The following is a 16,598-nucleotide window of genomic DNA, read 5'->3' as shown; positions in this document are numbered from 1 at the left end:
GACATCAACCTGGTCGCCGGAAAATAAGGTGTCAGACTCTGAGGTTTCCCCAGGCGGGGATATGGTGTCAGACTACATTTTCCAAAGCTGAAAATGTAGTCTGACACCTTTTTTTATTGAGGCTGCCAAAATAATGGGGCGAGTTGTGGATATTAAGTTGGATAGTAATTTTTGTCTTGAAGAAGCGCCCTGGATGCAATGGGGCGATATAAAATATGGGTTGGAGCGCGGTTTCTTGAGTCCTCGTGGCGCCGTTCAGTATGCTGTTAAAAATCTTACTGTAGATTCTTCTGCTGAACATTATGAGTTGGCCTGCTTGGCCGGTGATGACGTAAATGAGGTGATGCAGCACGTTAGTAATCTTGCTTCAGAATTCCCGAGAGATACCGAGCGGGAGGAAAAGGTATGGATTTTCTTGATTTTTCTTTGGGTATTTAGAAATAGGAATTCATATCGAGATCCCTTGGGGGTCGTTGAGGAGTTGTACGCAGATTTTGGTTATCCTGTGTCTGTCTCTTCTTTTGTCAGATATATGCCGACGGCAAATGCTTCTCTCGAAGGGGATGAGTGGCTTTTTAAAAACTGGTCCGACATGTTGGACGTGCTTAGAAGGGAACTTCAGGTTAAGGGAACGAAATGAAACGTTGCTCAGAAAAAAAAGAAGTCGGGCTACGAAAAAGGTGTCACGAAAAAGATACCGTCTTACTCGTCAAGAGATTAGGCGTAATCCGAGAGAAATAAGGTGTCAGACTGAGCTGACCCGGATTTCTCGGACATTTTGGTTAAGGCACGGAGGCCTCGACCTGGGCAGGGGTTCGATAACCTAGCCCCTGGTGGATTCGCTGGCGGTTATAGAAGACCTCGATGTAGTTAAAGATCGCCAGCCGCGCATGCTCCCTGCTGTGGAAGACCTTATGATGCGTTAATTCGTTCTTTAAGTTGCTGAAGAAGCTCTCTGCCACGGCATTATCGTAGGGATCCCCCTTGGCGCTCATGCTGATGATGATGCCGTGGTCCTTAAGCATGCCTCGGTACTCTGCCGAACTGTACTGCGCACCGCGATCGCTGTGGTGCAACAGTCCAGGATCGGGACGGCGCCGGGCTAGGGCCATTTGAAGTGCATGGACCAACAACCTGCGGTCGGCCTTCTCGGCCATGCTCCAGCCGATCACCGACCGAGAGTAGAGATCCAGCAGTACGGCCAGATATAGCCAGCCTGTCCGTGTTGGTACAACCGTTATGTCGCCCACCCAGACTTTATTGGGACATTGCACGGTGAACTGACGTTGCAGGCGGTTCGGGGCCGGCCCCAGCAGCGAATGCTTCTCCAGCCGACGAAAGCGCTGCTTGCGCAGCGCCTCGATGCCGGCCTGGCGTCGCAGTCTTGCGACGCGATGCTTGCCGCACGCCACGCCGTTGGCGTTAAGCGCGCGCCAGGTCTTTTCCGTGCCATACGCTTGCCGGCAGGTCTGATGGGTCTGCTCGATGGCCGCGAGCAGCTTGACGTCCTCTTGCTGCCTTGCCGAGGGTTCACGACGTTGCCAGTCGTAATATCCGCTGCGGCTGACGTGCAAGGCCCGGCATAACCGAGCGACCCGGAACTGCTGCTGATGAGCCTGCACAAAGGCGTACCTCACGGCAGTTCCCGCGCAAAGTACGCTGCCGCTTTTTTTAGGATATCGCGCTCTTCGGTGACCTCGGCCAACTGACGCTTGAGGCGCTGAATCTCGGTCTGCTCGTCGGTGCGAGCCTTGCCTTTACCGGGAAATGAGACGTCTGGGCAGTGTGTCGCCAGCTCTTTCTTCCATCGGTAAATAATCGACCGCTTCACGCCCAGCATCAGCGATAGTTGCGTGCCGCTGACCTTGCCTTCCTCCAGTTGTCTGACCGCCTCGATCTTGAACTCTCGACTGTGATACTGGCGTTTGGCTTCAAGCGGCTTGCCTTCGGGTTTGGATTTATCCATGGGACACCTCCTTCAAGTATTGTCTACTTCTTCGGGTGTCCGGAAAACCCGGGTTAGCTCAGTCTGACACCTTTTCTTACTGAATCTGGTTGTGAGCCCTGCTACTAAGAGTGTGGCCAATAAACTTGCAACCCAGATACGAGAGACTGGTGGTGATGTTTATAGATATAATCCTGCAACTGGTGAATTAACGAAGTTCTAATATGAAAAAGCCATATGTTCAGGTGTCAATAAAGACAAGGGCCGAGACTATTGGGTGGGATGTCGGTAGTCGGTTTTTCGAGTCATTAAGTTTGAATAATGGAGTTCTTTCGCCAGAATTTGTTTCGAAATCCTGGGGAAGGACAACAACGCCTTTTGAGGGTAAGCCTCAAGCGGGAACGCTTTGGGCGGAAAAGGCGGAAATGCGCTCCAATGGAGGTTACTCAGAATTCTTCCTTGATTTTGTTTGGAAAAGGAAGAGAGCAGTTAAAAGTTCTGGATACGTACAGCATACGAAGAGAAATATCCGAAATCAGATTGTGCCCGGTGGTCCGTACCTGACCTCAGCCTTTAGCGAAAAGGTTGACTGGTATCAGCTCTTCAAAGTCTGGTGCGAAATCTTTCCGCCTCAGTTGGGCATGCTGCATTACTTCACCGAGCCTGAGCTTGCTCCGCATCAAGTGAACGATAGTTTCCAGATTGGCTCGTTCAATGCGGCACTGAACCCGAATATACCTAATGCCGGCTGGGCAATGTTCTATGGCAATGAATTCGCTGAGAAAGTCGATGCCGATCGAATCGCCAGGGCCGGTTTCCTAATCGAAAAGATCGGTGACGGATATTTGGTGAGAGTCACAGAAGAAATTCAAGAAATTGTTCGTGATTTTCCGCTGTTCGCACAGCGACGAACTGAGCTCAAAAGTCTATTCGCGGAAGGCTTCTTCGTAAATTAATACAGCAAATAAAAAAGGTGTCAGACTGCATTTTTCAAACAAAAAATATAGTCTGACACCTTTTTTATTTGTGGCGCAAAATTATCGAAAAATCCCAGTCATCTAGAAAAAACGCGAATAATGGGTTGGGGGTGTGCGCATGAATTGTTTTTCTGAGTCTAGTTCCGAGCTTGGTCATTTTGTCTATTTTAATGAGTATGAAGAAGAAAGATTTGAGGAATTTGTTGGTGTTGTTTTGAAAAAACTAAACGCAGAGGAAATAATGCGTGAGCAAGGTCCTTACTCAATTCTAGTTGCTATTGAATATGCAGGGCATAGGCTTGTTTTGACAAGCGGCTCATTCGAAGGATGCTACATATCTATAGATAAAAGTGAGGCATGGTTAGCGAAAAAAATTATAGAGTTATTCTGACTTAACTAGTTGGTTCAAATGCGATAGGTGCTGCTGGAGACGTTGCTGGTACGGGTGCTCAAAAAAAGGTGTCCAAAAAAGATACCGTCTTGCCCGTCAAGAGATTAGGCGTAATCCGGGCGATAGGGTGAACGCGTTTTGAGCACGCCGAAGCACAGGTGAGCGTGATAAGAAAAGGTGTCAGACTACATTTTCCAAAGCTGAAAATGTAGTCTGACACTTTTTTGCGTGGTTTTGGCCAATGCTGCCAACTATGATGGCTTCTATAGCAAGGCTGGGTCAATAATAAGAGATATTGCTGGTGGGCACTTGTTCGATAATGGAAACAAGAGGACGGCAGTAGAGATTGTTGAGCAATTGATTGTTAGAAACGGCGTTGGTGGTCCGGCAAAACAAGTCATATGGAATGTGGTGGACAAAGTGGCTACTGGTGAGCTGATTGATGTCAAAAATATTGCAAGAGCATTGAGAGGATTGGATTAATGTCCACTTTTATCCTGGCTGGAAAATATGCGGAACGATTTGGATTTTCTAGTGTCGAAGCTATTTCTTTGGAAGATCCTTTTCAAATCTTGATGTTGATATCAAAAAAAAATAAAGGGTTCTTTTTGCTGAAAGTCGACGGGGGGCGGAGCGGAAATATCTATACGGTGGTGTTGAATGTTTCTGCGGTGGGGGTCATTTTGAGAAAGGATGTGGAATGCATTGAAGAGGGGGTAATGTACATTTTCTCAGAGCTGGAGGAGAAGGGGATATATCCATAATAAAAACGGTGCTAGCCTCTGAGACCTCCCCAAAATAAGGTGTCAGTCTGACACCTTTATCAAAACGAAAATTAAGAAACTCCATGCTCGGCCGTTATCAACTAGAAGAACCATAGCCAGGTTCTTGGCCGATTGGGATGCAAAGACCCTGGACAGGCCTGGTCTGCCACGACGCAACCCATGCGAAGCAGTGACGGCCAACGCACTTCATGGAGCAATAAATGCGGAAAAAACTCCCAATACTGCGGATCATCCGCCAGACGCTGGACTATCTGGGCGACCACGGCGGGCCATTGATCGGAGCATCGCCGCTATTGATCCTGATTCTGCTGGGGGGTGTGGTTTTGGGCATGCACCTGAACCACATGGCATATGTCGAGCAAAGCAAGCTGCTGGAGCTTGCCGGCTGGGTGGTGAGTACCGCCGCGCCAGTCCTGGCGGCGGTGGCTTGGCATCGGTGCATCCTTCTGGGCGAAACTCCTGCGCCTCGTCTTGTGGCAGGCAAGCCCGAACGCATGTATTTCATCGTACTGTTGGTGAGTGCCGCGTTAGCGTTCGCGGTTGCGCTTCTGGGCTACATCGTGATGCTGTTTTCCGAGGGATCAGCCGGCCCGCATTGGCTTGGCATGGTGTTGGTGCTGTTGTTGATATTGTCGCCATGCTTTTTCCTGGGGTATTTCTTTCTGGCGTTGCCGCACGCAGCCTTGACCGGCAGGATGGACATGTCGCGGATTGCGGGGCTGGTGAAGGGCAACCGGTTACGCCTGTTCGCGGTGGCCATGTTGCCCGTGCCGCTGTTGCTGCTGTTGGAGGCTGTTCGGATCTTTCTGCTGCAGGTGCCGCGGGCGCCGGGCATCTCGTTTTATCTGTATACGGCCATATCGACCTTTGCTTTCACTTTGGTTTCCGTGACGTCGATGTCTGTCAGCTATCGGACGCTGGCGTTGACGTCAACGGAAGAGCGCGCAGACTCCCCGCTCGTATCGTGATCGGTCGGCAATAGTGCCATGCCAGGCCACCTGGTAAGGCGTGAGACTACATTTTCCTCAGCTGAAACGGTGGTCTCCGCTTGATGCATATGTCGAAATTTATCTTGTGCCGAGGTTTTTGAAGTGTCGAATTTGGTGTTTCGAATATTGGTTCCCGTGTTAGTGCTATCTGGCGGACTCTCAGGTTGCTCAGCAACCAATCCTAATATTCTCAAGAGCTACGACGTGACCCAAGCTTCACGTGTCCGTGTTTTTGTCTACACCGCCGATCGAATTCGTCTGGACTTTGATCGTACCTGCTACACCAGTCCTGGCCTGTTTGGGCATGGGCAAGGGTTGGAGACCATTCAGCGGGGCCATTACCAGGGTAGTCGCAGTATTGGCATGCCTCCCACTTCAAAGCATGGCGACGCTGTCTTCGATGAATTCATCATAAAGGCCGGCATCCCCTTAACCATATATGGCCAGGTCGGCGGTACGTATCATTCGCCGGCAGTCTCCATTTATATGCGCGAAACGCGTGATGCAGGCTATTTCACCCCGAGAGCCGGCGCCGACTACGAGATATATGTGCGGGATCGCAAAGTGGTCGTCGAAGATCTGGGCGCAACTGGCACAGGCAAGGTTGGTCGAGTCGTTGAACTCACCCCCACGAAGGCTTGCGCTGCCAATGGAAGTTAAGGGGAATAGCCAAGACCCGGAGTCTGCCCGACTTCAAAGAATGGAACATTGAGGAAGGCCATTCTTCGCCGTTAGTAGCTGGCAGAGGAAAGCCGGTCTGGCCCCGATCGGCATTGAGATGCGGACGAATCAAGACGCCGGTTGCATCTCCCACATTGAACGTTCACTCGGCTCTTTGGGCCGGCTGCCGGGCTTGCCCCCAAAGCCTGGGATGTTTGCGTTTCACAAGTCTTTGCGCACAGGCGCCTGCTGACGATTTCTTGCTTAGGCGGATGGATAGTCAGTGTTTCCCTTTCAACGGCCCCGTAGTCGTGATTTTTGCGCTTCCTGCGCCATCGTCTGCGAATTTTTCGTCAATTCCGTTCAACAATAGTCCTTTGTTGCGAATTTACAAAATGAAGTTTATTGTGATTTATTGTTGTTTAAGGCAAAATAGCCAAACAAATAGTTTCAATGTGAAACGCAAATCGCGACATGGCGAAGCTCCTCCGTAAGGCACCGGGCGACGGGTTTTCTGCCCTGGCGCATGGTTGCGGGGGGGCCTGCGCCAGGACTTTGGCCGCCTTTTACGAGTTGATATATGAAGAAGTTGCTTTGTATCGTTCTTATTTTCCTGAGCGGTTGCGCAGTCAAGCAGCCGCCGCCCAAGTACCAATTGGATAAACAGGCCAATCAAGCCTTCATCCAGTCCGGTAAATCGGTGGAAATTTTCTATCACGATGACAACTTCGTGGTCATGGATCTAGGCGGATCCCAAGCGGCCGGTTTGCTCGGCATTCTCGGCCCGGTAGGTCTCTTGGTCGGCCTTTCGGCACACGCGGCACACAAACTGGATTTCAGGGCGCGCACCGAACGGCGCTCCGAGGAGTTTTCCAAACTGGTCGGCGAGAACATTTCCGATCAGAGCATCAACCAGGCGTTCGCACGCCAGATTGGCGACTTGCTAGCCAAGGACGGCCGGGAAGTAAAGGTCACGAAGGTGACGCGTCCCTCGGGCAGTGACGACCTGGCGGCGAGTGTGTCCGAGGACCTGGTGCCCACCGAAGGGCATATGCAACTGCTCTTGCGATTGACCACGGGATACGCCGCTGCCTCCGCGACGGATAGCTACAAGCCCATGACCGTCATTGAATACGCGCTGAAAGACGAGCATGGCAAGCCGCTCATGGCACGATCCTTTAACCGCTTTTATGGCGACTCCGACAAGACCTTCCTTACCTTTGCAAGCTTGATTGAAGACTACAAGGGCGCGCATGGTGAGCTGGGCGCGAGGCTGAGCTATTGGAGCGAGCCGGTCTACACGGAGATCTTCCGTTTTCCAGATCAAGTCGCCGCGAAATAAGTAACGCTCGACGGTTCAACTTCCCGGTGCGCCGGCGATCACAGTCGCTGGCGCACCGGGCACAGGCTGGAGGGCCTATCCATGCAGAAGTTTTTTTTCGTGCGCAGCAGATACTGCGGCGTGGGTGCAGCGATCCTGACCTTGGCCATGTTGGTTGGATGTACGACGGCCGGGCAGAGTTCGGCGCGATACTCGGTCGCCGCGCTGGATCCGGCAAAAGGCGTCGTCGTCGGGACGGTATTCGAACGCGCGGTGTTCGTACCATATGGCGCCTATTTCTATCTGCAATCCTCCGACGGCAAGCGCATCATGCTTGAGAGCGGAGGGGGCGGCGGAAAGCCCGCCATCGTCAACAATCCGCCCAAAGTGCCTAAAGGGGTGGGAAGCACCTTCGCATTGCAGCTTGCGCCAGGGAAGTATCAGATTACCCGTTGGGCGCTGGATTACGGCCGTCGGATCAAGGTATCGGAGGGCTTCGCGCAGGCGATTGAATTCGAGGTCATTCCAGGGCAGATCGCGTATTTGGGACGGTTGGACGCCAGCCGTTTTCTGGAAGTTGCGTCCATACACGACAACTACGCGGAAGACCTTCCTTACTTGAAAACCAGGCACCCCAGCCTGGAATCGGTGGAAATCGTCAATCGATCGCTGCGCGTGCAAGGGTGGTGGCTGCCCGACCCCACCGGCAAAGCCATTCTTGAACGTACGGGCGGCGGGACTTGCGATCAATGCTAGCGCCTTGCGGCATGGCAAGGCGGGGCAGCGTCGCTACGTCATCCATCGCAAAAACGTAAGCATGGATGGCGAGATTGATGTGGTAGCGCACCGTTCCATCCCGCTGTTTCAAATCAAGAAAAAGCAAACACCAGTTCATAAAAACTCCGGTTAGAGAACCTCTCCCAAAAATAAAATCTGAAAGCGCGACGACTGGCCGGCAGGATGCCGCTAGCGGGCCTGGCGCTTTTCGGGTTTTTGAGATTTGGGGGATCATGAGGTTCGCTAAAAAAATAACTTACGTCCTGAAGCGCGCTGTTTTCCGGGTTTCTCCAGCTCTTTTGAGAATGTCAGGCGCCGATTTCCGGCTGCGGGTGCCCAGCCGGACGTTCATGGAGCAAGAGGTCTTCGACTACGTCAATGAACATTTCCGCCGCGGCGCGGCGGCGCCGGCGGCCAGGTGCCTTTTCATTGGCCTGGACAAGCACAACTGGCATTACGACCGGCTGCTGGATCTGGACTTCTATTCGATCGACCTGAATCCGCGCAACGCCGCCTACGGCCCACCCAACAGGCACGTGGTGGGTTCGGCGACTGAACTGTCTTCGTACTATCCGCCGCATGGCTTTGACGTGGTGTTCGCCAACGGACTGATCGGCTTCGGCCTGGATACGGAAGACGCATTCAATCAGTTGATGTTTGAATGCCATCACGTGCTGGCCGACGACGGGATGCTGGTGCTTGGCTATAACGACAAGCCCGATCGGCTGAAATTCAAGGTCGAGCAGGCGAAGGGATTTCAGGTCTTCAAGACATTCGAGCCCGGAATAGTGGGAATGACGGGCGCGCGCCACGTCGTGGCGGACGGGTTTCAGCATTGTTATGTGTTCTTGAGGCCGCGGCGCCTTGGACTGGCGCAGCAGGGCGTGGCTTGGTAGGGGCATCGCAAAGCGCAAAGCGGCCCGCCATGTCAAAAACGTAATCCCGCTATCCGCTTTCTGTCCGCATCGCTTTCCTAGAATTTGATCGTGCAGTCCCCTCCACGATACATAGGAAACAAGCATGCAGATCATCCGCAAAGCCGCATTCATCCTGGCACTGTCGGCCGCCGCTACCGGCGCGGCGCTGGCGCAGTCCGCGCCGCCGCCCGCTGGTTTGGCCAATCCTTATGGCCCCTCGTTGACGCGCGCCGAAGTGCTGGCCGACCTGGCGCTCTGGAAGCGCGCGGGGGTGGACCGGTTCTGGCGCGGCGAAGAGACGCCGGACATCTATAGCCGGGAGTACAAGGCGGCATTCACCGAATACTTCCGCCTGCGTTCGGGGCCGGAGTACCAGGCTGAAGTGCAACGCCAGAACGCGTCGCGGCGATAGCCGTCCGCGGGGCAGGAGCGCCCGGCGTGGCCGAATCCTCCGTGATCAATCCCCCCCAGTCCAGCCCCAGGTTGCAGCTTGCCGACCTGGAGCTGGACTTGTTGCGTTGCCGCGCCTACCGCGACCGGCAGTTCCTGCCGCTCACGCCCAAGGAATTCGGCTTGCTGGCCTTTCTGATGCAGCGGCCCGGGGTCGTGTGCTTGGGATGGGAGCTGGCCGAGCAGGTCTGGAAAATGAAGCTGCATATCCACGACAAGCGCAATTTCAAGTCGCATGCGGTTGCGGTCGCCATGCGCAGGCTGCGCAAGAAAGTGGACGCAGGCCCGGGGCCCAAGCTGCTGCATACGATACGGGGCGGCAGCTATATGCTGGCGGCGGGTCCTTTGTGATCGGCACAAGCCTTCATGCGCGGCCGGCAACTGCGCGGTGTCAAAAAAACGCGCGCCGGAAAGGCGCGCGGCGATCATCTGGCCTTCCCTTCGCGGAGGAGGGCGCGATCAAGGGACTCCCTGCATACAGCGTCTTGTGAAAGCGTGCGCTAGAACCGGTGGCGGATGCCCATGTTCACTTCGGTCGCCTTGACGTTGTCCAGGAACGCCCAGTTGGTGGTGTAGGACGCCACTGCGTACAGGTCGGTCCGCTTGGACAGGTTGTAGTTGTAGCCCAGGCTGTAGGTGTTGCTGGTGGCATCGCCGCCCGTGAGCAGCTTGTTGTTGGCGTCGGCGCGCTGCCACGATGCGAACGCGCCGCCGGATTTGCCGACCGGGGCGGCCAGCGCCAGCATGTAGGCGTTGGAGCGGAAGCCCTTGACGAAGGCGTAGGACGGCGTGCCGGTGAAGCCGCCGATGCTGCCGCCATTGGGGAAGCCTTTGCCGGCGAACCAGCCGTCGGTCGTGCGGTTATAGGCCAGGGCCAGCTTGACGACCTCGAAGTCGTAGGAGCCGCCGACGATGTAGGAGCGCGGCGTGGCGTCGGTCTGGCTTGGGCTCAGCTTGTTCGAGGCATTGAGCTGGTCGTAGGTGGCAAAGCCCATGATGGGGCCGCTGTCGTAGCGCAGGCCGGCGGTGATGGCGCGGGTGTTGTCGGCGGTGGCGAAGCCGGTCTGGGCGAGGCGGCGGTCGTCGGCATTGAAGGCGTAGCCGACGGCGCCCTTGAAGCCGCCCATCGACGGGGTTTCATAGACGACCAGGTTGTCGTAGCGCACGAAGTAGGCCGAGCTGAAGCCCAGGCCCGCGCCGGTGTTCAACTGATTGAAGCCGCCGCCGAACGACGAGCCGAACATGCCGGTGAAGTAGCGCGCGGCGACGTTGTATTGCCGGCCCAGGCGGACTTCGCCCCAGTCGGCGCTGCCCAGGCCTACGGTGGCTTCGCGGCCGAACAGGCGGCCGCCTTGCAGCGAGTTGCCGTTGCGGCTGTCGTAGCCGGACTCCAGCTGGAAGAGCGCATACAGGCCGTCGCCCAGGTCTTCCTTGCCGCGCAGGCCCCAGCGCGAACCCGCGGTGGTGCCGGTGGTGGATCCGATGCGGCTGCTGTCGACGCGGGTGCGGCTGCCGGTGGCGGGATCGGTGTAGGCGCCGTCGACGTTGGCGTAGCCGATGCCGGTGTCGATAAGGCCATAGAGCGTGACGGAAGAGGGCTGCGCATAGGCGGCGCCAGACAGTGCCGTGGCGGCCGCCGCGGCGTATAGCTTTTTCATGGGGACTCCGTGAGCGGGGAAGATCGATATGCGTCATACCGACCGGAAGCCACGGAAACCATGTCTTCTGGCGGATTGGCAGGGCCAGTGTGCAGGCCGTCGCCCGACAATCCGCAGTCATTGGAATTACAAATCCGATCGTCCCGGCGTCACGGTTCTGTCATGTCCGCATGGGTCGTACCCCGCCTGCCTTATCCCTCCAATCCCCCCAGATCCGGAGGCCGGTTCTCGATGATGGCCTCCATGCTGAAGAACCCGGTCACCGTGGAAAGCTCGAAATCCGTGATCAGCTTCTGGTAGAAGCGGTCGTACCCGGCCATGCCGCGGCAGACCACCTTGATCAGGTAATCCCAGTCCCCGCCGATGCGATAGAACTCCGTGACTTCGGGCAGGCGTTCCACATGTTGGCGAAAGCCGTCAGCCCAGGCCTTGGCGTGATGGCTGGTGCGGATCATCACGAAGACCGTCAGGTCCAGTCCCAGTTCGACCAGATTGACCTCGGCCCGGGTGCCGCGAATGATGCCGCAGGCGTTCAAGCGCTGCAGCCTGCGCCAGCAGGCGTTTTGCGACAGGCCGACGCGATCGGCCAGCTCGCGTTGCGACAGCGCGCCGTCCTTTTGCAGGCAGGAGATGATATTCAGATCAAATTTATCTATTTTTTCCATTTAAAAGATCAAATGACCCAATTTATTAGGTTTTTGGCAAAATTTAGGTGAGGTTTCAAATTTCTTTCCATCGTATGATATTTCGGTGTGCCCAGGAACATCCCCGACATGAATACGCCTACCAAAACGACCCCCGCCAAGATCACTCCGTTGCAGCAATTCCAGGAAAGCCTGAAGACGGACGACGTGGCCGCGGCGCTGGCCGAGGGGCTGATCGGCAAGGATGCGGTGGTCGAGGGGCCCTATGGCATCAAGCCGCTGGTGTACGCCGACTACGTTGCGTCCGGCCGGGCGCTGATGCAGGTCGAGCGTTTCATTCTTGAGCAGGTGCTGCCGTACTACGCCAACTCACATACCGAGGCGTCATACTGCGGCGGTTTCATTACCCGCCTGCGCCGCGAGGCGCGCGCGGCGATTGCGCGGTGCTGCGGCGCGAGCGATGAGCATGCCGTGATTTTTGCGGGGTCTGGCGCGACGGCGGGGATCAACCGGCTGGTGCATCTGTTCGGCGTGCGCGAGGCCATCGCCGCGGGCCGCAAGGTGCGCATCATCATCGGCCCCTACGAACACCATTCCAACATCCTGCCGTGGCGCGAATGCGGCGCTGAAGTCGTCGAGCTGGCGGAAAGCCCGGAAGGCGGCCCCGAGCTGGCCCAGCTGGACGCGGCGCTGCAAGCCGGGAAGGGCGCGCTGGTCGTCTGCGCGCTGTCGGCGGCTTCGAACGTGACGGGCATCGTGGCGGACGTGGCGGCAGTGACCCGGCGCGTCAAGGCCGCGGGCGCCAAGATGCTGTGGGACTACGCAGGCGGCGCGCCCTATCTGCCGATCCGGATGACGCCCGCCGCCGACGCGGCGATCGACGCGATTGTTTTTTCGCCGCACAAATTCATCGGCGGTCCGGGCGCGTCTGGGGTGCTGATCGTGCGCCGCGACGCGGTGCTGGACACCAAGCCCACCTGGCCCGGCGGCGGTACGGTGCGCTTCGTTTCGCCCGCGGGCCACGACTACAGCGGCAGCCTGGAAGCGCGCGAGGAAGCGGGCACGCCCAATGTGGTGGGCGATATCCGCGCCGCGCTGGTGCTGCTGGTGAAGGAAGCCCTGGGCGCCGACTTCATGCGCCAGCGCAATCAACACTTCGTGGAGCGTGCGCTGGCCAGATGGCAAGGCATCGCGCAGCTGGAGCTGCTGGGTTCGCTGACGGCGGCGCGCCTGCCGATTTTCTCGTTCCGGGTGCGCAATGGACGCGGCGGCTTCGTGCACCAGCAACTGGTGACGCGCATGCTGAGCGACCGCTTCGGCATCCAGGCGCGCGGCGGTTGCGCCTGCGCGGGACCCTACGTGCATCGCCTGCTGGATATCGACGCTGAAGAATCGCAGCAGATGCGCCAGGCCATCCTGGACGGCCGCGAGATGGAAAAGCCGGGCTTCATCCGGCTGAACTTCAGCGTGCTGCTGCCAGACGAGAAGGCCGATTTCATCCTGGATTCGGTGCTGGCGCTGGCCGCGGATGCGACCGAGTTCGAGCACCGCTACGGCTTCGATCCAAGCCGGGCCATCTTCTTCCCGCACAGCGCTGAGAAGCAGGCCGCCTGAGCCGCGCGCCCGCTGGCTGGCGGGCCGCTCAATCCTTCATCTGCAGGCCGCAGGTTCTGATCCATGCGGCCTTTTTGTCGGCCAGTTCCTCGGACGCGTCGCTCAGCGCGCGCGCCATCTTCGCCGGAAACTCGACCCCCTTGCGGCGGCAGGCCTCGAAGTCGTCGACCAGGGCGTAGCGCGCATCCAGCAGGTCCAGCCGGCCCTGGCACAGTTCGCGATTCAATTGCAGATCGTTGGATGCTTCGCGCGTGCGCTGCACGTCCTGCGCGCGGTCGATGCGCGCCTGCTCTGCCTGGACCTGCGCAACGCAGTCTTGCGCGACGGCGGGGGCGCTGGCGGCGCAGAGGAGCAGGACGGCGAGGGAGCGTCGGTCAAGAGCGGCCATGCGGGGATACCTTGGGAATGCGACTGAATGGGCAGCATCATAACTGCCACGAGCATCAGTGCGCCGGATGGGCAGATCCGTCCGAACCCGCTGCCGCCAGATGCTTCCAGATCGCCTCGGCCACTGTCTGCGGCGCAATGCTGGCCATGTCGCCCTTTACGGCGGCTTCAATCGGATGCAGCCAGGGCACATACCGCAACGCAGGAGTGGCGCCGAACAGACCTATGGTCGGTATTCCGTGGGCCGCCGCAATGTGCATGCCCATGCTGTCGTTGGAAACAAATACCGAACAGCGCGCGATCAGCGCCTGGCTATCGCATATGTCCGTGGCCTGTTGCGTTGCGTCCAACAAAACAATGGACTCGGGCAGCAAGCTGCGAATTTCTTGGGCGATCTCCTGGACATCGCTGCCGCCCACCAATGCAAAACGCAGTCCGCTATCTTGCGCATGCAAGATGCGCGCGACCTCCGCAAATGCTCTGCCGCTATAGCGTTTGCAGGGTATCGATCCATTCAAGCCGAAGCCAACCGTCCGCGATTGCGCTTGGCAGAACTGGATGGCCTTGCTGCTCGCCGAATCCGTACAGAATAGCGACGGATAACGTGGCTCATACTGATAGCCAGCCTTGGCATACAGCAACGGCAGCCATGTATAGATGTCGGGGTGCGGGGTTCCTTTGCGGCGTACCCAGAGACGATGCGTGAGCAGTGCCGCGAGATGCGGATGATGCATGCGTACGAAACCGATGCGCCGTGGAATTCCTGCCAAGCGGGCCGCCAGCGCAATGTGAGTACGGAAGGTAAAGAGAAACAGGCTGTCGTAGGCGCGATCCGCCAGGACCTGCTTCACCCGTGTGATTCGTTCCCAGCCTTGCAGCCGGTTTTCCGATCGCAGCGAGATGACTTCCCCTACATAGGGCTGAGCGCGGAACAGTTCTTGCGCGGACTCATTTTGAGTCATGAGCAATGAGACCGTCCCTCCGGCTTGTTCGGCCAATGCCCGGGCAAAAACCATGCTGAGCACTCCGTCGCCGATGCCGCCGGAAATATAAATCGCACAATTTCGCGCAGTGCTGCACGAGACGGAGGGGGCGGTCGACATGGCATCCAATAGATACGCTCACTGCCCTTTGAAAAGGAACTGAATTTCGGATCCATTAGTCTGGCGGAGGTATGTTTCCTGCGTGTGTAGTTTTTTGTATTGAATATATGGAAAGAGTGTTGTGCGATGGCCCCAGGATCAGGTGATGGCAGGTGGGGATGCGGCGGGCGCATGACGCATCCCATGCCTCTTAAGTTCTACTCCAATTTATCCCCTGGTTACTGGTCGAAAACCCAGTTTACGGTTGCCTGAAACTCGCCTACTGTTCTTTACATATCAACGACTTGCAACGCCGCCTGGCGCGCTCGCGAGACAGTCGGAGATAGAAATTTCTGTTTTATCAACAAGTTACGTTGGAGATGAAAGAGAATGACCGATACCCTCATCAAGGTCGACCTGGCCCAATCCCCCTACGAGAACGCACAGATCCACAATCGCTGGCATCCGGACATTCCGATGGCCGTGTGGGTCAAGCCCGGGGATGACTTCGTGCTGGAAACCTATGACTGGACCGGCGGCGCAATCAAGAACGACGACAGCGCCGACGACGTCCGCGACGTGGACCTGTCCACGGTGCACTTTCTCTCGGGGCCGGTGGGCGTGGAAGGGGCCGAGCCTGGCGACCTGCTGGTGGTGGACCTGCTGGACATCGGCGCCAAGCCGGACAGCCTGTGGGGGTTCAACGGCTTCTTCAGCCGCAATAACGGCGGCGGCTTCCTGACCGAGCATTTTCCGCACGCGCAGAAATCCATCTGGGATTTCCATGGCATGTTCACGTCGTCCCGCCATATCCCGGGCGTGAACTTCGCCGGGTTGATCCATCCCGGGCTGATCGGCTGCCTGCCGGACAAGAAGCTTCTGGATACCTGGAACCGGCGCGAGCAGGCGCTGATCGACACCAATCCCAACCGCGTGCCGCCGCTGGCCAATCCGCCCGCGCCGAAGACGGCGCACATGGGCGCCATGCAGGGAGCGGAGCGCGACAAGGCGGCGGGCGAAGGCGCGCGCACGGTGCCGCCGCGCGAGCACGGCGGCAACTGCGACATCAAGGACCTTTCGCGCGGCGCGCGCGTGTTCTTTCCGGTCTATGTGAAGGGCGGCGGCCTGTCGGTGGGCGACCTGCATTTTTCGCAGGGCGACGGCGAGATCACGTTCTGCGGCGCCATTGAAATGGCGGGCTGGGTGCACATGCGCGTGTCGCTGATCAAGGGCGGCATGGACAAGTACGCGATCAAGAATCCGATCTTCAAGCCCAGCCCGATCACGCCGGCCTACAAGGACTTCCTGATCTTCGAAGGCATTTCGGTGGACGAATCCGGCAAGCAGCACTACCTGGACGTGAACGTCGCGTACCGGCAGGCCTGCCTGAACGCCATCGAGTACCTGAAGAAGTTCGGCTATTCGGGCGCCCAGGCGTATTCGTTGCTGGGCTGCGCGCCGGTGCAGGGGCATATCAGCGGGGTGGTGGACATCCCTAACTCCTGCGCCACGCTGTGGCTGCCGACGGAGATTTTCGACTTCGACATCCAACCGTCGGCGTCCGGCCCCGTCAAGCACATCCAGGGCGGCGTGGACATGCCGCTGTCGCGCGACCGCTAGGAGCCATCCCATGCCCATGTATGACTATGCCTGCGGCGATTGCGGCGAGTTCGCGGCGCTGGTGCCCCTGGCCCAGTGGCGCGATCCCGCGGCCTGCCCGCAATGCGGCGCGATGTGCGGCCGCATCCTGGGCGGAGCGCCGGCGATCTCGGCGCTATCGTCCGCGGTGAACCGGGCGCGCGCGGTCAATGAACGCAGCGCCCACGAGCCGCGCAGTTCGCGTTCCGGCCACGGCATGAATTGCGGATGCTGCTCCGGCGGCAAGACGGCGGGCAAGACGCGCACCACGCCCGATGGGGCGAAGTCGTTCGCGGGCGCAAGGCCCTGGATGATCAGCCACTGAGGATGCGACGATGGCGCATAAAACAAGGCCCCGCTCGA

General features: G+C 57.7%; 21 protein-coding genes. 15 read left to right on the top strand and 6 right to left on the bottom strand.

The window, feature by feature from the left end:
* Positions 1–145: 145 nt before the first annotated feature.
* Positions 146–640 carry a DUF2247 family protein gene (locus AC1RHV_RS08135; RefSeq protein ID WP_175163968.1) on the top strand — a complete coding sequence of 165 codons (495 nt, stop codon included), beginning with the start codon at positions 146–148 and terminating at the stop codon, positions 638–640.
* Between the two features lie 142 nt (positions 641–782).
* Here the strand turns inward: AC1RHV_RS08135 and AC1RHV_RS08130 are convergent, their stop codons facing one another.
* Complete coding sequence (locus AC1RHV_RS08130; RefSeq protein ID WP_492300379.1) at positions 783–1,637, bottom strand: IS3 family transposase; 855 nt, start codon at positions 1,635–1,637, stop codon at positions 783–785.
* A complete protein-coding gene (locus AC1RHV_RS08125; protein WP_310531908.1) occupies positions 1,634–1,966 on the bottom strand; it encodes a transposase in 333 nt (110 codons plus the stop codon). The genes AC1RHV_RS08130 and AC1RHV_RS08125 overlap by 4 nt, the downstream gene beginning before the upstream one ends.
* 203 nt (positions 1,967–2,169) lie before the next feature.
* Here AC1RHV_RS08125 and AC1RHV_RS08120 point away from each other — a divergent pair, with 203 nt between their 5' ends.
* From AC1RHV_RS08120 to AC1RHV_RS08070, 11 genes are all read left to right on the top strand, one after another.
* A complete protein-coding gene (locus tag AC1RHV_RS08120) occupies positions 2,170–2,901 on the top strand; it encodes a hypothetical protein (protein WP_175164254.1) in 732 nt (243 codons plus the stop codon).
* A gap of 139 nt (positions 2,902–3,040) precedes the next feature.
* Positions 3,041–3,313 carry a hypothetical protein gene (locus AC1RHV_RS08115; RefSeq protein ID WP_175164256.1) on the top strand — a complete coding sequence of 91 codons (273 nt, stop codon included), beginning with the start codon at positions 3,041–3,043 and terminating at the stop codon, positions 3,311–3,313.
* Between the two features lie 228 nt (positions 3,314–3,541).
* A complete protein-coding gene (locus AC1RHV_RS08110; protein ID WP_492300376.1) occupies positions 3,542–3,796 on the top strand; it encodes a hypothetical protein in 255 nt (84 codons plus the stop codon).
* A complete protein-coding gene (locus tag AC1RHV_RS08105; protein ID WP_492300374.1) occupies positions 3,796–4,077 on the top strand; it encodes a hypothetical protein in 282 nt (93 codons plus the stop codon). Before AC1RHV_RS08110 ends, AC1RHV_RS08105 begins: the two co-directional genes overlap by 1 nt.
* 221 nt (positions 4,078–4,298) lie before the next feature.
* Positions 4,299–5,066: a hypothetical protein gene (locus AC1RHV_RS08100; RefSeq protein WP_175164260.1), complete on the top strand. Its 768-nt coding sequence runs from the start codon at positions 4,299–4,301 to the stop codon at positions 5,064–5,066.
* A gap of 225 nt (positions 5,067–5,291) precedes the next feature.
* A complete protein-coding gene (locus AC1RHV_RS08095) occupies positions 5,292–5,747 on the top strand; it encodes a hypothetical protein (RefSeq protein WP_492300372.1) in 456 nt (151 codons plus the stop codon).
* Between the two features lie 580 nt (positions 5,748–6,327).
* Positions 6,328–7,089: a hypothetical protein gene (locus AC1RHV_RS08090; RefSeq protein WP_175164262.1), complete on the top strand. Its 762-nt coding sequence runs from the start codon at positions 6,328–6,330 to the stop codon at positions 7,087–7,089.
* An 81-nt stretch (positions 7,090–7,170) separates the two neighbouring features.
* Complete coding sequence (locus tag AC1RHV_RS08085; RefSeq protein WP_175164263.1) at positions 7,171–7,824, top strand: hypothetical protein; 654 nt, start codon at positions 7,171–7,173, stop codon at positions 7,822–7,824.
* A 254-nt stretch (positions 7,825–8,078) separates the two neighbouring features.
* Complete coding sequence (locus AC1RHV_RS08080) at positions 8,079–8,741, top strand: class I SAM-dependent methyltransferase (protein WP_492300369.1); 663 nt, start codon at positions 8,079–8,081, stop codon at positions 8,739–8,741.
* A 124-nt stretch (positions 8,742–8,865) separates the two neighbouring features.
* Positions 8,866–9,174, top strand: a complete 309-nt coding sequence (locus AC1RHV_RS08075; protein WP_192352295.1) for a DUF4148 domain-containing protein — start codon at positions 8,866–8,868, stop codon at positions 9,172–9,174.
* Between the two features lie 26 nt (positions 9,175–9,200).
* The gene (locus tag AC1RHV_RS08070; protein ID WP_192352296.1) at positions 9,201–9,563 is read left to right on the top strand and encodes a winged helix-turn-helix domain-containing protein; all 363 of its coding nucleotides are present in this window, start codon (positions 9,201–9,203) and stop codon (positions 9,561–9,563) included.
* Between the two features lie 149 nt (positions 9,564–9,712).
* Here AC1RHV_RS08070 and AC1RHV_RS08065 read toward each other — a convergent pair whose 3' ends face one another.
* Together AC1RHV_RS08065 and AC1RHV_RS08060 are read right to left on the bottom strand one after the other, a co-directional pair.
* Positions 9,713–10,870 carry a porin gene (locus tag AC1RHV_RS08065; RefSeq protein ID WP_492300367.1) on the bottom strand — a complete coding sequence of 386 codons (1,158 nt, stop codon included), beginning with the start codon at positions 10,868–10,870 and terminating at the stop codon, positions 9,713–9,715.
* Positions 10,871–11,061: 191 nt separating this feature from the next.
* Positions 11,062–11,535, bottom strand: a complete 474-nt coding sequence (locus AC1RHV_RS08060) for an Lrp/AsnC family transcriptional regulator (protein ID WP_054452588.1) — start codon at positions 11,533–11,535, stop codon at positions 11,062–11,064.
* Between the two features lie 108 nt (positions 11,536–11,643).
* On the opposite strand from AC1RHV_RS08060, the gene AC1RHV_RS08055 reads away from it, so the two are divergent.
* The gene (locus tag AC1RHV_RS08055) at positions 11,644–13,128 is read left to right on the top strand and encodes an aminotransferase class V-fold PLP-dependent enzyme (protein ID WP_192328639.1); all 1,485 of its coding nucleotides are present in this window, start codon (positions 11,644–11,646) and stop codon (positions 13,126–13,128) included.
* Positions 13,129–13,156: 28 nt separating this feature from the next.
* Here the strand turns inward: AC1RHV_RS08055 and AC1RHV_RS08050 are convergent, their stop codons facing one another.
* Together AC1RHV_RS08050 and AC1RHV_RS08045 are read right to left on the bottom strand one after the other, a co-directional pair.
* Entirely contained in the window at positions 13,157–13,516 is a 360-nt protein-coding gene (locus AC1RHV_RS08050) for a hypothetical protein (protein WP_054452577.1), read from the bottom strand.
* A gap of 55 nt (positions 13,517–13,571) precedes the next feature.
* The gene (locus tag AC1RHV_RS08045; RefSeq protein WP_175164267.1) at positions 13,572–14,618 is read right to left on the bottom strand and encodes a glycosyltransferase family 9 protein; all 1,047 of its coding nucleotides are present in this window, start codon (positions 14,616–14,618) and stop codon (positions 13,572–13,574) included.
* 369 nt (positions 14,619–14,987) lie between these two features.
* Here AC1RHV_RS08045 and fmdA point away from each other — a divergent pair, with 369 nt between their 5' ends.
* Both fmdA and AC1RHV_RS08035 read left to right on the top strand, forming a co-directional pair.
* Positions 14,988–16,217 (top strand): formamidase, encoded by a 1,230-nt coding sequence (gene fmdA / locus AC1RHV_RS08040; RefSeq protein ID WP_175213736.1) that lies wholly within the window; start codon positions 14,988–14,990, stop codon positions 16,215–16,217.
* Between the two features lie 10 nt (positions 16,218–16,227).
* On the top strand, positions 16,228–16,560 hold the full coding sequence (locus tag AC1RHV_RS08035; RefSeq protein ID WP_125472600.1) for an FmdB family zinc ribbon protein: 333 nt from the start codon (positions 16,228–16,230) through the stop codon (positions 16,558–16,560).
* Positions 16,561–16,598 lie beyond the last annotated feature (38 nt).

The organism is Achromobacter sp. GW823-FHT04E03 (assembly GCF_058796095.1).
Note: the sequence above shows the minus strand (reverse complement) of the source record. Positions and strands in the feature narration are given on the sequence as shown.

What these genes read in the sequence shown, in the direction of transcription:
- AC1RHV_RS08125 (WP_310531908.1), bottom strand. Translation starts at nt 1,966, where the DNA reads ATGGATAAATCCAAACCCGAAGGCAAGCCGCTTGAAGCCAAACGCCAG.
- AC1RHV_RS08120 (WP_175164254.1), top strand. Translation starts at nt 2,170, where the DNA reads ATGAAAAAGCCATATGTTCAGGTGTCAATAAAGACAAGGGCCGAGACT.
- AC1RHV_RS08115 (WP_175164256.1), top strand. Translation starts at nt 3,041, where the DNA reads ATGAATTGTTTTTCTGAGTCTAGTTCCGAGCTTGGTCATTTTGTCTAT.
- AC1RHV_RS08105 (WP_492300374.1), top strand. Translation starts at nt 3,796, where the DNA reads ATGTCCACTTTTATCCTGGCTGGAAAATATGCGGAACGATTTGGATTT.
- AC1RHV_RS08100 (WP_175164260.1), top strand. Translation starts at nt 4,299, where the DNA reads ATGCGGAAAAAACTCCCAATACTGCGGATCATCCGCCAGACGCTGGAC.
- AC1RHV_RS08090 (WP_175164262.1), top strand. Translation starts at nt 6,328, where the DNA reads ATGAAGAAGTTGCTTTGTATCGTTCTTATTTTCCTGAGCGGTTGCGCA.
- AC1RHV_RS08085 (WP_175164263.1), top strand. Translation starts at nt 7,171, where the DNA reads ATGCAGAAGTTTTTTTTCGTGCGCAGCAGATACTGCGGCGTGGGTGCA.
- AC1RHV_RS08080 (WP_492300369.1), top strand. Translation starts at nt 8,079, where the DNA reads ATGAGGTTCGCTAAAAAAATAACTTACGTCCTGAAGCGCGCTGTTTTC.
- AC1RHV_RS08075 (WP_192352295.1), top strand. Translation starts at nt 8,866, where the DNA reads ATGCAGATCATCCGCAAAGCCGCATTCATCCTGGCACTGTCGGCCGCC.
- AC1RHV_RS08065 (WP_492300367.1), bottom strand. Translation starts at nt 10,870, where the DNA reads ATGAAAAAGCTATACGCCGCGGCGGCCGCCACGGCACTGTCTGGCGCC.
- AC1RHV_RS08060 (WP_054452588.1), bottom strand. Translation starts at nt 11,535, where the DNA reads ATGGAAAAAATAGATAAATTTGATCTGAATATCATCTCCTGCCTGCAA.
- AC1RHV_RS08055 (WP_192328639.1), top strand. Translation starts at nt 11,644, where the DNA reads ATGAATACGCCTACCAAAACGACCCCCGCCAAGATCACTCCGTTGCAG.
- AC1RHV_RS08050 (WP_054452577.1), bottom strand. Translation starts at nt 13,516, where the DNA reads ATGGCCGCTCTTGACCGACGCTCCCTCGCCGTCCTGCTCCTCTGCGCC.
- AC1RHV_RS08045 (WP_175164267.1), bottom strand. Translation starts at nt 14,618, where the DNA reads ATGTCGACCGCCCCCTCCGTCTCGTGCAGCACTGCGCGAAATTGTGCG.
- fmdA (WP_175213736.1), top strand. Translation starts at nt 14,988, where the DNA reads ATGACCGATACCCTCATCAAGGTCGACCTGGCCCAATCCCCCTACGAG.
- AC1RHV_RS08035 (WP_125472600.1), top strand. Translation starts at nt 16,228, where the DNA reads ATGCCCATGTATGACTATGCCTGCGGCGATTGCGGCGAGTTCGCGGCG.